The sequence below is a fragment of the Desulfovibrio sp. JC010 genome, assembly GCF_010470675.1.
Lineage (GTDB): Bacteria > Desulfobacterota > Desulfovibrionia > Desulfovibrionales > Desulfovibrionaceae > Maridesulfovibrio.
Genome location: NZ_VOIQ01000013.1, coordinates 50,960 through 63,832 on the forward strand (window position 1 = coordinate 50,960; position 12,873 = coordinate 63,832).

Genomic DNA, 12,873 nt, shown 5'->3' on the forward strand with positions numbered 1-12,873 from the left:
TTGTTTGCTCTGTCAATCACCTTGAGCAGTTACGGCCATACGTGTAATGAATACGGGATATGACCGAGAACGAAAACAATACATCTTCTAAACACCAATGGGTTGACCGTTACCTGGAGTACCTGCTCATTGAGCGTGGACTTTCGGAAAACAGCCTCAACGGATATCTGAGTGATCTGGAGTCTTTTCAGAATTTTCTGGAGGAAAGGTCCGCGAAAATAGATGACACCACAAGTCAGACACTTCTGCTCTACCTTACATATCTAAGGTCAAAAGCATTGAAATCAACCTCGCTGGCGAGGCATCTTTCGTCTTTGCGGGGATTCTTCGCGTTCTGCACGTCACGCGGCTTCATTAAAGAAGACCCGGCAACCCTGCTGGAAAACCCGAAGCTCCCCAGAAAAATACCTGAGTTCCTTTCACCGGAGGAAATCGGCCGCATACTCGCCCTGCCCAAGCTGACCGAAAAACTGGGCTTTCGCGATCGTGCTATGCTTGAGCTGCTTTATGCAGCCGGAATGAGAGTCTCCGAATTGATCAACCTTAACATTGAAGACTTTGATCCTCAAACCGGAGTTCTCATTATTTTCGGTAAAGGTTCCAAGGAACGGTTGGTACCGATTCATTATGTGGCGCAAAATTTCTTAAACCAATACATTAAAGATTGGCGTCCTGCTTTTAATCCCAAGGTCAAGAACATATTCTTAAACAGATCAGGAAAAGGACTGACCAGACAGGGGGTCTGGAAACTGATCAAGAAGTTCGCACTGGAAGCAGGGATAAAACGTTCAATATCTCCGCACACTTTCAGGCATTCGTTTGCCACCCACTTGCTGGATGGCGGTGCGGATCTGCGTACAGTCCAGTTGCTTCTCGGTCATTCAGACATTAATGCTACCGAAATATACACACATATTCAAGCCGGAAGATTAGTCCAGCTTCATAAACGTTTTCACCCACGATCTGTAATGTGAGATTTTAAGAATGTCAAAAAATGAAAACCTGATAAAAGCGGAAACCATAATTACCGGCCATGTAAATGCGGATTTCGATTGTCTGGCCGCCATTGTGGCTGCCGGAAAACTATATCCCGACGCAACGCTTATTTTCCCCGGAAGCCAGGAAAAGAACCTGCGTAATTTCTACATGGAAAGCGCGACTTATTTCTTTAATTTCAAACATCTGAAAGAAATAGATAAAAGCGCGGTCAAGCTGCTGGTTGTGGTGGATACCTCACGCCGCAAACGCATTGTTCATATTGATCCCATTCTGCAGAATCCTGGGCTGAGAATCCATATTTACGACCATCACATGAAATCCGAATGCGACCTTGATCCTGAATTCATGATTAAAAAGCCTTGGGGATCAAGCGTTGCAATTCTTTCCCATGAAATTCGCGAGCGCGGGCTGGAGATCAATCAGGAAGAAGCCACCATCATGGGCCTTGGACTTTATGAAGATACCGGATCATTCACTTTCAATTCCACCACCGAGCACGATTTCGAGGCCGGGAAATGGCTCTTGAAAAACGGCATGGAGCTGGACGTTATCACCGACCTGCTCAACCGCGATCTTTCCGCGCAGCAGATTACCCTGCTCGGGAGACTGCTTGAAGGGGCCACCACCCATACCATCAACGACCTCGATGTGGTTATATCCGAGATCAGTACGCCCGAATATGTGGTTGATTTTTCCGTACTGGTTCATAAATTCATGGACGTTGAAAATATCAAGGTCCTTTTTGCACTGGGCCGCATGAACGACCGTATCCATCTGGTGGCCCGTTCCCGCACACCGGACATTGACGTGGGCGCGATCTGCACGGCTTTTGGTGGAGGCGGACATGTTTATGCCGCATCCGCAACCATCAAAGACCGCACGCTGGCCGAAGTGCGTGATGAACTTTTCGCCCTGCTCTATTCCAAGGTTACCCCGCGCTTGAACGTGGAGTCCATCATGACCAAGCCGCCTGTTGCCATTCCCCGCAATATGAATATTACCAAGGCCGTAGACCGCATGACCAAGTACAACCTCAAAGGTGTGCCTGTGGTGGACTCCATGGAGAATATGCGCGTGGTCGGTCTACTGGAGCAGAAAACCGCAGACAAAGCTCTTTCGCATAGTCTGGGTGAGATGGAAGTTGAAATTTACATGCAGCACCCCTTTTCCACCATCAAGACTGATTCCGGGCTGCACCGGGTCATGGAAATTATCCTTGGCCAGAAGCAGCGTCTGGTTCCAGTGGTGGAAAATGACCGGGTTGAGGCTGTGGTCACCCGCACCGACCTGATTAATATGCTGGTGCAGGACCCGGCACGCATTCCGGAATCCCTGTTTCCGGACAAGAAACAGGAACGCAATATCCGCAACATAATGCGCAACCGTCTGCCCAACAAAATCCTCGACATCCTTGAGACTGCCGGGGAAATGGCTGCCGAGATCGGCACAGAAGCTTACGTGGTCGGCGGATTTGTGCGTGATGTGCTGCTGACCAAGACCAATTTCGACCTTGATCTGGTGGTTGAAGGTGACGGTATCGCCTTTGCCAAAAAGCTGGCTAAGAAAATGGACGGTCGGGCCAAATACCACCGCAAATTCAAGACCGCTGTAGTCATCCTGCCAGACGGGCAGCGGGTGGATGTGGCTACCGCACGTCTGGAATATTATGAATATCCGGCCGCCCTGCCTACGGTTGAGCTTTCATCTATAAAAATGGATCTTTACCGCCGCGACTTCACCATCAACGCACTGGCAGTGCACATCAATCCGGGAAGCTTCGGTAAACTGGTGGATTTCTTCGGTTCCCAGCGCGACTTGAAAGACAAGACCGTGCGGGTGCTGCACGCCCTTAGTTTTGTGGAAGACCCGACCCGAATCATGCGCGCCATCCGCTTTGAACAACGTTTTGATTTCAAAATCGGCGGCCAGACCCTGAATCTAATCAAAAACGCGCTCAAGCTGAATCTGATCAACAAACTTTCCGGCTACCGCTTAACCCACGAAATGCGCATTATTTTGGATGAAGCGCATGTGCTGCGCTCCATTGAGCGTATGAACGAACTGGGTGTGCTTGAAGCGATTCATCCATTGATGGTGCTCAATTCCGCCCGTTCGCAGGTTATCGGGGAACTTGAGCGGCTCATGAGCTGGTACAGTCTGCTCTATCTTGAACCGCCTCTTTCGGTCTGGAAAACATATTTTCTGGCCATGTGCATGGGTATACCTAAGGCAAAAATGGAGCAGATTTACGACCGCTTCAGCTTTTCTCCCACAGAACGCAGGGAATTTGTCCATTTGCGTGATACTGTTTTCTGGGCAGCCGGGAATATCATGAACATCAAGCAGGAAATGAAACCCAGCGAGATTTACGAAACCCTCAGCCCGGTTCCGCTGGAGGGAGTGCTTTTCATCATGGCCCGCACCAAGCGGGAGATGATTAAAAAATATGTCTCCCAATATCTGACCAGCCTGAGACTTAAGACAATAGATGTGACCGGTGAAGACCTGAAGGAACTAGGACTTGAGCCGGGGCCTATGTATTCGGAATTGTTGACTAAGGTAAAACTGGCCTGCCTTGATGGTGAATTGAAAGGGCGTCAGGATCAATTATCTTTTTTAAAGGATAAAATTAAAGATTTAAAAAAATAGGCCGAAAATTTCCATTTTAGAAAGTATATCAAGTACTTTAAAAAATGGTTTCCCTTGCTCTTGCCCGGCAAGGCGTGTAGAACATGCAGACTTTTTCAATAAGCTGTGAAAAAGCCGCTTATGAATGTTTTTTTCATGAATAAGCTGTTTTTTCCATATTTATTGTTGATAATTAGCTGGTATTTAATTACTGGAAATTAATATTGTTTGATAAAAACAATGTGAACGGTCCTTGCTCAAGTTTAGCAGGACAATCGGACAGTAACTTCACTACTGTGCGAAGGTATTGTAAAGGTTGTTTTACAGATGGACGTATTATGGGCACCGTGGCGGATGGACTACATTCTTGGTCCCAAGCCTGATGAATGTGTTTTCTGTATTCCGGAAAGCACTGAAGAGGATGAGGAAAGATTAATTCTGCACAGGGCTGAGCACTGCTTTGTGATCATGAATAAATTTCCTTACAACAACTGCCACCTGATGGTTACGCCGTACCGTCATGTCAGTAAACTCACTGATCTTGATGAAGCGGAAGCTTCGGAGATCATGAAATATATAACCATAAGCTGCGATATTCTGGATAAAGCATGCAACCCGCAAGGGATAAATGTCGGCCTGAATATAGGGGAAGCAGCCGGAGCTGGGATCGCCGCCCATCTCCACTTTCAGTTAGTACCCCGTTGGAACGGGGATGCATCGTTTATGGCAGTGTTCGGAGAAACCAATGTTATCCCCGACCACTTGTCCTCAACTTACAATAGGCTCAAGCCGTTTTTTGACAGCTGCTGTCGCTAGTAACACTAAGGAGGGTTTCATGCGTTACTTGAAGGTTTTGGCTCTGGTGGTTCTCTTTTTCCTTTCCATGGTATTCTTTATTCAGAATACTCCTGAACTTTCCAAGGAAGTAACTCTGTCCATCGAACTGTTTAACTACAAGTTCATGAGCCAGCCTCTTCCCTACTATCTGTTGATCCTGATTGCCTTTGCCGCAGGTTCCTTGCTCTGTCTGCTTTACTTCATGGCTGACAAAGTCCGTCTTTCCGGCCAGCTCCGCACCTGCCGCACCAGAATGGCAAACCTTGAGCAGGAAGTTAACTCTCTGCGCAATCTGCCCCTCGATGAGGGGAACTATCCCTCCGCAGAAGAAAGCGAAGAGAAAGCTTCTTAATAAATAAGCGCATATACAAGGAGTATACGTGTCCTTTTTAAGCGTATTTAAAAAGAAGAAAATGACGGCGTCCGATAATCGGGCGCCGTCTTATTCGTCCGGGGCCGGAAAAGGCAAGTCCGGACTTGCGGATACCCGCGCAGCTATTGATGAACTCAGCAAGGTTGTAAAAGATACTCCCGAAGCTGTTGAGATCTACCTCGCCCTTGGTAACCTCTACCGTTCACAGGGCGAAATCGAACGTGCCGCCCAGATCAGGAACAGCCTGATTGTCCGTCCCGGTCTGGCCCCGGCTATCAAGGCCCGCGCCCTATATGAACTGGGGCGTGATTTCAGCCGTGGGGGCTTTCTGGACCGTGCGGTGAGTGCTTTTGAAAAAGCCCGTGAAATCGTAGGGGATTCCCCTGAGATTCTGACCGAACTGGCTGAACTGGCCGCAGGAGGCCGGGAATTCGAAAAAGCTGCAGCCTATTACTCCAAACTGAATCAGCCTGTGCAGGAAGCGCACTATCTCGCCCGGCTGGCTGAAGATTACAATTCAGAAGGCGAATACGCTCTCGCCAACCGTACCTTAAGAAAAGCCATTGATGTTTCTGAAAGCTCTGTAGAGTCATGGTTGCTGGTGCTGACCAGAATGAAACAGGAAGGGGCACTGGATAAATTCAAAAAGAAATTTAACATCGCTCTTGCAAAGGTTCCCAAGCACTTAAGATTTGTCCTTATTGAAGGCGTACTGGCTGAATCCCTTGTTTTCGGGGAGACTCCGCTCCAGAAAAAAGAACCGGACAATGACCGCAGCTATCCTTTTTATGAAGTGATGGTTGAAGAAATTTCCCAAGCCGACCCGGATGTGATCATGCAGTATTACGGTGCGCGGCTCCTGCAGCTCTGCGGCAAGCAGGAAGAAGCCGGGGTCTGGCTTGAAAAGACCCTCATGCTCAACCAGAATTTCTGGCTTGCGCGGCTTGAACTCTTTAATCTTGCGCAGGACCAGCAACAACTGACCTCATCTTTTAAAAATCAGCTGGACTTTTTTGTAAACGTTGCGAAAAAAGTGCAAAGATTCACCTGTTCCAGTTGCGGTCTTAAGCGTGATAGAATATTTTTCAATTGCCCGCGGTGCCGCAGTTGGCATTCAATTTCGTTCCGTAAAGAACTGAACCAGTAAGCCCCATATATTTATTGTGAGCAAACCTAAACTCACTCCCATGTTCGAGCAGTACATGCAGATCAAGGCCGAACACCCTGATTCTCTGCTGTTTTTCCGTATGGGAGACTTCTACGAGCTTTTCTTTGAGGACGCTGAAATTGCAGCGCGTGAATTGCAGATCGCTTTGACCTGCCGTAATCCCAATTCTCCCGATAAAATTCCCATGTGCGGAGTTCCGCATCATGCCTCACGTACATATCTGGCTCAGTTGGTAGACAAAGGCTACACTGTTGCGCTTTGCGATCAGCTTGAAGATCCCAAACAGACAAAAGGGTTGGTGAAACGCGGCGTAACAAGGGTTTACACGCCCGGAACAGTTGTCGAAGACGACACCCTTACAGCCAAGGACAATAACTTTCTTGCCGCCCTGCTCTGGGATGAAACAAAGTCCGCAGGCGGGCTGGCATGGATGGATTTTTCCACCGGACAATGGTCCGGGCTTCAAAGCAAGAATGAAAACGACCTCTGGCAATGGGCACTAAAAGTAAATCCCCGGGAACTGATATTACCGCAGGGCAAGGCCGTTCCCGGTCAGTATGGCGACATGGATGCCCGTATCGCCCCTGCTCCTTCCGCCGGATATTTCAATTACAATTCTGCCAAAGACAATGTCCTTGAAGCACAGGATGTCGCCGATCTCGATTCATTGGACCTTGAAGACAAACCGCAGCTGACCCAGGCTTGCGGTGCGCTAATTTCCTATCTGCGCCAGACCCAGATGCAGGATTTTGATCATCTCGGTGAATTCAAGCCGCTCAATCTGACCAAATTCATGATTCTGGATGAAGTCACCGAACGCAACCTTGAGCTTTTCAAAAGGCTGGACGGCAAAAAGGGCAAAGGCACCCTGCTCAACGTTCTCGACAAGACCATTACCCCCATGGGCGGACGTCTTCTCGCGGTGCGTTTAAAGCAGCCGTGGCGCGAGATTTCGCCTATTGAGCACAACCAACGGGCGGTTACTTTTTTTCACGATGACGACTCTCTGCGCGCCAAAGTCCGCGAACTGCTCGATACGGTCTACGACCTTGAACGCCTTTCCACCCGTGTCGTGCTCGGCCGGGCAACCCCCAAGGATTTCATCAGCCTGCGTCAGAGCCTGAAGACCCTGCCTCCGGTCCATCATCTTCTGCATGAAGCAGTAGTCGGCGTGGACGAAGAAAATCCGGTCACTCCGGCCCTGAAATCCATCGTCAAAAAATGGGATTCCATGACCGATGTGGCTGAACTTCTGGAAGCAGCCCTTGTGGACTCCCCTCCCCCGGTCATCACCGAAGGCGGGTTGTTCAAGTCCGGTTTTAACGAAGAACTGGACGAACTCATCGAGCTGACCGAGCACGGGGAATCCACCCTTGCCGGACTGCTGGAAAACGAAAAATCCGCCAACGACCTGCCCAAGCTCAAACTGGGATTCAACAAGGTCTTCGGTTACTATTTTGAAATTTCCAAAGCTTTCAAGGGACAGGTGCCGGACTATTTTGAACGCCGCCAGACCCTTGTAAACAGCGAACGCTACATTACCCCGGAACTCAAAGAGCTTGAAGAAAAGCTCATTTCAGCTTCGGATAAACGCAAGACCCTTGAATACAACCTTTTCCAGAAAATACGTGAGGAAATTGCCGGGAACCGCAGTCGTTTCATGTTCATGGCAGATGCCATTGCCGCTGTTGACTTCTGGCAGGGACTGGCTGAAGCCGCAAGGGCCAACCGCTGGTCCTGCCCGGAAATCCATCCCGGCATGGAAGTGGTCATTGAGGAAGGCCGCCATCCCGTGGTCGAAGCCGTGCAAGGGGCGGCAAACTACATCCCCAACAGTCTGACCATCGACGAAAAACGGCGTATCCTGCTCATCACAGGGCCGAACATGGCCGGTAAATCAACCGTGCTTCGTCAGGTCGCGCTAATGGGCATCATGGCCCAGATAGGTTCCTACATCCCGGCCACCAACGGACGTATCGGGCTTATGGACCGTGTATTTTCCCGCGTCGGTGCTTCGGATAACCTTGCGCAGGGACAATCCACCTTTATGGTTGAAATGATGGAAACCGCACGCATCCTGCGCCAGGCTTCCAAGCGCAGTCTGGTCATTCTTGATGAAATCGGACGCGGAACCTCTACCTTTGACGGGCTTGCGCTGGCATGGGCTGTTGTGGAAGAGCTTTCCAAGCGCGCACGGGGCGGTATCCGCACCCTTTTCGCCACCCATTACCATGAACTGACCTCTCTTGAGGGAGTCATTGACGGCCTGCGGAATTTCAACATTGCGGTCCGTGAATGGAAAGGTGATATCCTTTTCCTGCGCAGGCTGGTTCCCGGTCCGGCGGATAAAAGTTACGGTATCGAGGTGGCCAAGCTTGCCGGGGTACCCAAGCCTGTAGTAGTCAGGGCTAGGGAAATTCTTGCGAATCTTGAAGAAAAATCGCAGGATGTGGATGGTCAGCCTGTGCATCAGGCCCCGTCCGTGCAATCAATCCTGCCCGGAATGATCTGCACCGAAAACAAAAACGAAGCTCCGCCCGAAGATCATGCACTCATCAAAGAGCTGCGTAATCTCGATGTGAACGGACTTTCACCCATAGAAGCCCTTACCCTTCTGAATCAGTGGAAAAAATCACTGGGAGAAAATTAATGAAATTTTATAATCTTAAAAAACATGTTGTCCTTGCTGTCATGGCTGTGATGCTTCTTGCCAGCGCAGGTTGCGGCGTTAAAATCTGGCCCGCCCCTACTAAGAGTGAAGACTTTTTCAAGTTCACTTCAGTGGAAGGCCGCCGCGTAGGTGAGTGCCTTAAAGTTGTAGTAAAGGTTGACGGCGCATATAAAAATGTGGACAATTTGAGCCTTCAATTTCAAGCTGACGGTTCCGGTCCGGGAGAAGGCTGCCCCACATGTCCTTTCTTCCCGGCTATCAGGAAAGATTTTACCCCCGGTTCCGAAGGTATTCAATCTGACGGCTCCACTTTCGTATTCAGCGATTGTGGACTTGATCCCGCTAAAAGCTATCGTTGGAGAGTCGTAGGACGCAATGTTTACGACGCACTCGGAGTAGTAATTTCCGACGTATACACAGCTGCACCCTAATCATTTAATGGAGTCCTTCCACAATGCATCATTTTGAAATTAAAAATAATGAATTGCATGCTGAAAATATCAGCATCAATGAGCTTGCCAGAGAATACGGCACCCCGCTCTACATCTACTCCGCAGCCACCCTGCGCAGACATTTTGAAGCTTTTGATTCCGCTTTCACCGGGCTGGACCACATGACCTGCTATTCCGTAAAAGCCAACTCCAACCTGAGCGTGCTCAAGCTGCTGGCTGAAATGGGCGCAGGCATGGATATTGTCTCCGGCGGCGAACTTTTCCGTGCACTCAAAGCAGGCGTACCCGCAAGCAAAATCGTATTTTCCGGCGTGGGTAAAAAAGCGTACGAAATCGCTGAAGCACTCAAGGCCGATATTCTCATGTTCAACGTTGAGTCCGTGGGCGAAATGCACCGCATCAACGAAGTGGCCGAGTCCATGAACAAGACCGCGCGCATCAGTTTCCGTATCAATCCGGACGTTGATCCCAAGACACATCCCTACATTTCCACCGGGATGAAAAAGAATAAGTTCGGTCTGGATATGGAAACCGCCAAGGATGCATACAAAACCGCAAAAGAGCTTCCCAACGTCTCCCCCATCGGCATGGACTGCCATATCGGTTCCCAGCTGACCACCATTGAGCCGTTCCTCGAAGCCCTCGACAAGCTCCTCGCTTTCCGCGACGAACTCGGCACCATGGGCATTGAGATCGAACACCTCGACCTCGGCGGCGGACTCGGCATCACCTATGATGAAGAAGAGCCGCCCCATCCCAAGGAGTTCGGTGAAGCCCTCAGCAAGGCTCTCGCAGACAAAGGACTTAAAGTAATCCTTGAACCCGGCCGTGTAATCGCCGGTAACGCAGGTATTCTCGTCGGTGAAGTTATCTACACCAAGAAGACCCCGACCAAGGATTTCCTGATTGTCGATGCGGCCATGAACGATCTGGTGCGTCCTTCTCTGTACCAGTCCTATCACCGTATTTCCGAAGTCACCCAGAACAACCGTCCTGAAATCGACTACGACATTGTCGGCCCCATCTGCGAATCCGGAGATTTCCTCGCCAAGGATCGCATGCTGCCCGAAATGAAGCAGGGCGAGCTTATCGCGGTCTACTCTGCCGGGGCATACGGTTTCACCATGTCTTCCAACTACAACTCCCGCCTGCGTGCCGCAGAGATAATCGTCGATGGAGATGACGTCATCATGGCCCGCCGTCGTGAAACTTACGAAGATCTGCTTAAACTGGAATCTTAGTATATAAAGGCCTCCGGCGGCCCTGCCGGAGGCCTTTTTTGATGCGCTTCGCGCTTTTTGATGGAAAGATTTCGCCTCCGGCGGCCAAAGAAACTTTTTGGAAAAAGTTTCTCTGGACTCTTCAAAAACTTTTAGTAGGGCTTTGCCCCTTTTAATTAGAGTCCTGTCGCAACTCCCCTCCTTGGGGATTTTCTTTTTTGGGGACTTTAAATAGGATAAGGCTATGGCTAGACTAAATTCATTTTACTTAGCTTCAGAAGATTGGGACACCCCTTTTATTCTCCAAGGCAGCGAAGCCAAACATCTCGGAAAAGTGTTGCGCACCCGTGTCGGTGATACCGTGCGCCTTTTCGACGGCTGCGGTCGCGAAGGATTGTTTACAGTCACTGATATCACCAAGAGCAAGGTGCAGCTTGAAATTACCGAAGAAAAATCAATCTCTGACTTGCGTAACATCACCCTTGCCATTGGCTGGAATAAAAGTTCGCGCCGGAATTGGATTCTTGAAAAATCTGTTGAATTACAGACCCGTGGCTTGATATTTTTCCAAAGCGAATTCAGTCAGGGTAAGGTTCCTGCCGAGATTAAAGACAGCTGGCATGAAAAGCTGGTTGCCGCTGCAAAGCAGTGCGGCAACCCATGGTTGCCCGAGCTGCAGACCGTATCCGGATCAATCGAAAAACTCATCGAAGCATCCGCACCCTATGCCAACAAACTTTTCTTGTATGAAAAAGCGGATGAGGATACGGTGCCGGATAATTCAATCTTTGCCGCCGAATCCACCCTTGCCGTTATCGGCCCGGAAGGAGGATTCAGCCCGCGCGAAGCTGAATTATTAATTGAAAATAATTTTATTCCCCTCAGTTTAGGTAATTCTATTCTCAGGTGGGAAACAGCCGCCCTACTCTGCATGGGCAGTGCATATTTAGAAAGACAAAAAACTTGATGCGCTACGCGCTTTTATTAAAAAGATTTCGCCTCCGGCGGCTTAAACCCTTTTGCAAAAGGGTTTAAGAATCCCAAAACCTTTTATTTCGCTTCGCGATTATGGTTATGGATATTTTTTTATGCGAAGCGGCGAAGCCATATTAAAAAGTTTTGAGGGGATGGGGTCTGGGGAAGGGGAACTTTTCCCAAAAGTTCCCCTTCCCCAGCCGCCGGAGGCACCAATATGAAATTAGAATTAACAGATAATCAGCCTTTGGCTGACCGTATCCGTCCTAAAAATATAGATGAATTTGTAGGACAGGCTCATGTGCGTGAGCGTGTTGAGGCATTTGAACGTTCCAAAAGGCTGCCCAGCCTGCTGCTTTTCGGGCCTCCGGGCTGCGGAAAATCTACCTTGGCTTTGCTGCTGGCAAAATCCACGGGCCGTCATTTCATGCGTATCAGCGCACCGGAATCGGGCATTGCAGCTTTACGTAAACAGCTGGCGGGCATGGATATTTTAATTCTTGATGAGCTGCATCGCTTTTCCAAGGCACAGCAGGATTTCTTTTTGCCCATTCTGGAATCAGGCGAAATCACCCTGCTGGCGACAACCACTGAAAACCCTTCTTTCAGCGTAACCCGGCAGCTGCTTTCAAGATTGCATGTGCTGCGGTTACGGGCGTTGAATAAGACAGATCTGCAGGCGATTTGCAAGCGGGCCTGCGAAGAGCTTGAAATCGAACTGAGCGAAGAAAGCCTGGCCCTGATCACCTCCATGGCCGGCGGTGACGGTCGCAGCCTGCTCAATCTGCTGGAATATGTTTCCCAGTTGCCGGAAGAAAAACGCGAAGCTGAAAATCTGCGTAAAATCCTGCCGGAAACAGTTGTTCGCGGCGACCGGGACGGCGATTCACATTACGAACTGGCTTCCGCTTTGATCAAATCTATCCGCGGCAGCGACCCGGATGCGGCACTTTATTATCTTGGCTGTCTGATTGAAAGCGGTGAAGATCCGAAATTTATTACCCGCAGACTGATTATTTCCGCGGGGGAAGACATCGGACTGGCTGATCCTCACGCAATAACCATGGCTGTTTCCTGCCAGCAGGCCGTGGAATTCATCGGCATGCCTGAAGGATTTATCCCTCTTTCGGAATGCGTGGTCTATCTGGCCCTTGCCCCCAAGAGTAACAGCACCTACGCAGCCTACCATACTGTAAAGCAGGAAATCCGCCAGAACGGCATGCTTCCGGTTCCGCTTCATTTGCGAAACGCGACTACAAACCTGCAGAAAGAATGGGGCTACGGACGAAACTACCTGTATCCGCATTCATATCCGAATTCTTATGTGGAACAGAAATACCTGCCTCCGGAAATTGCGGACCGTATGTTTTATGATCCCAAAGATCAGGGAGAAGAGCCGCGTTTGAATGCATGGCTGAAAGGGCAACGCAGACCACGCGCTCCGCGTAAAAGACCGGAACCCAAAAAATGGGGTAAATAAAGGCTTAAAGACGCAATTTAGTTGCTTGTGTTTTTACGGGGGTGTATACTTTGGGCAAACTACCGTAAGG

The 12,873-nt window shown here is 49.6% G+C and carries 10 protein-coding genes; all 10 read left to right on the forward strand.

All coding sequences use genetic code 11. The features are described from left to right. The first annotated feature begins 59 nt into the window (after positions 1-59). Positions 60-974 (forward strand): site-specific tyrosine recombinase XerD, encoded by a 915-nt coding sequence (gene xerD, locus FMR86_RS15060; RefSeq protein ID WP_163352229.1) that lies wholly within the window; start codon positions 60-62, stop codon positions 972-974. Between the two features lie 10 nt (positions 975-984). After that, a complete protein-coding gene (locus FMR86_RS15065; RefSeq protein WP_163352230.1) occupies positions 985-3,648 on the forward strand; it encodes a CBS domain-containing protein in 2,664 nt (887 codons plus the stop codon). 306 nt (positions 3,649-3,954) lie between these two features. Beyond that, entirely contained in the window at positions 3,955-4,443 is a 489-nt protein-coding gene (locus tag FMR86_RS15070) for an HIT domain-containing protein (protein ID WP_163352231.1), read from the forward strand. A gap of 19 nt (positions 4,444-4,462) precedes the next feature. Beyond that, positions 4,463-4,816, forward strand: a complete 354-nt coding sequence (locus tag FMR86_RS15075; RefSeq protein ID WP_163352232.1) for a lipopolysaccharide assembly LapA domain-containing protein — start codon at positions 4,463-4,465, stop codon at positions 4,814-4,816. Positions 4,817-4,844: 28 nt separating this feature from the next. Next, positions 4,845-5,984 (forward strand): tetratricopeptide repeat protein, encoded by a 1,140-nt coding sequence (locus FMR86_RS15080; protein WP_163352233.1) that lies wholly within the window; start codon positions 4,845-4,847, stop codon positions 5,982-5,984. Between the two features lie 16 nt (positions 5,985-6,000). Next, positions 6,001-8,655 carry a DNA mismatch repair protein MutS gene (gene mutS, locus FMR86_RS15085; RefSeq protein ID WP_373682489.1) on the forward strand — a complete coding sequence of 885 codons (2,655 nt, stop codon included), beginning with the start codon at positions 6,001-6,003 and terminating at the stop codon, positions 8,653-8,655. Continuing rightward, positions 8,655-9,107: a hypothetical protein gene (locus tag FMR86_RS15090; protein ID WP_163352234.1), complete on the forward strand. Its 453-nt coding sequence runs from the start codon at positions 8,655-8,657 to the stop codon at positions 9,105-9,107. The genes mutS and FMR86_RS15090 overlap by 1 nt, the downstream gene beginning before the upstream one ends. A gap of 23 nt (positions 9,108-9,130) precedes the next feature. Further along, positions 9,131-10,369 (forward strand): diaminopimelate decarboxylase, encoded by a 1,239-nt coding sequence (gene lysA / locus FMR86_RS15095; protein WP_163352235.1) that lies wholly within the window; start codon positions 9,131-9,133, stop codon positions 10,367-10,369. A 223-nt stretch (positions 10,370-10,592) separates the two neighbouring features. Next, complete coding sequence (locus tag FMR86_RS15100) at positions 10,593-11,315, forward strand: 16S rRNA (uracil(1498)-N(3))-methyltransferase (RefSeq protein ID WP_163352236.1); 723 nt, start codon at positions 10,593-10,595, stop codon at positions 11,313-11,315. Positions 11,316-11,540: 225 nt separating this feature from the next. Beyond that, a complete protein-coding gene (locus FMR86_RS15105) occupies positions 11,541-12,803 on the forward strand; it encodes a replication-associated recombination protein A (protein ID WP_163352237.1) in 1,263 nt (420 codons plus the stop codon). The last annotated feature ends 70 nt before the right edge of the window (positions 12,804-12,873 follow it).

Excerpts from the sequence above, each read along its gene's own strand:
- xerD (WP_163352229.1), top strand. The coding sequence starts at position 60 with ATGACCGAGAACGAAAACAATACATCTTCTAAACACCAATGGGTTGAC.
- FMR86_RS15065 (WP_163352230.1), top strand. The coding sequence starts at position 985 with ATGTCAAAAAATGAAAACCTGATAAAAGCGGAAACCATAATTACCGGC.
- FMR86_RS15070 (WP_163352231.1), top strand. The coding sequence starts at position 3,955 with ATGGACGTATTATGGGCACCGTGGCGGATGGACTACATTCTTGGTCCC.
- FMR86_RS15075 (WP_163352232.1), top strand. The coding sequence starts at position 4,463 with ATGCGTTACTTGAAGGTTTTGGCTCTGGTGGTTCTCTTTTTCCTTTCC.
- FMR86_RS15090 (WP_163352234.1), top strand. The coding sequence starts at position 8,655 with ATGAAATTTTATAATCTTAAAAAACATGTTGTCCTTGCTGTCATGGCT.
- lysA (WP_163352235.1), top strand. The coding sequence starts at position 9,131 with ATGCATCATTTTGAAATTAAAAATAATGAATTGCATGCTGAAAATATC.
- FMR86_RS15100 (WP_163352236.1), top strand. The coding sequence starts at position 10,593 with ATGGCTAGACTAAATTCATTTTACTTAGCTTCAGAAGATTGGGACACC.
- FMR86_RS15105 (WP_163352237.1), top strand. The coding sequence starts at position 11,541 with ATGAAATTAGAATTAACAGATAATCAGCCTTTGGCTGACCGTATCCGT.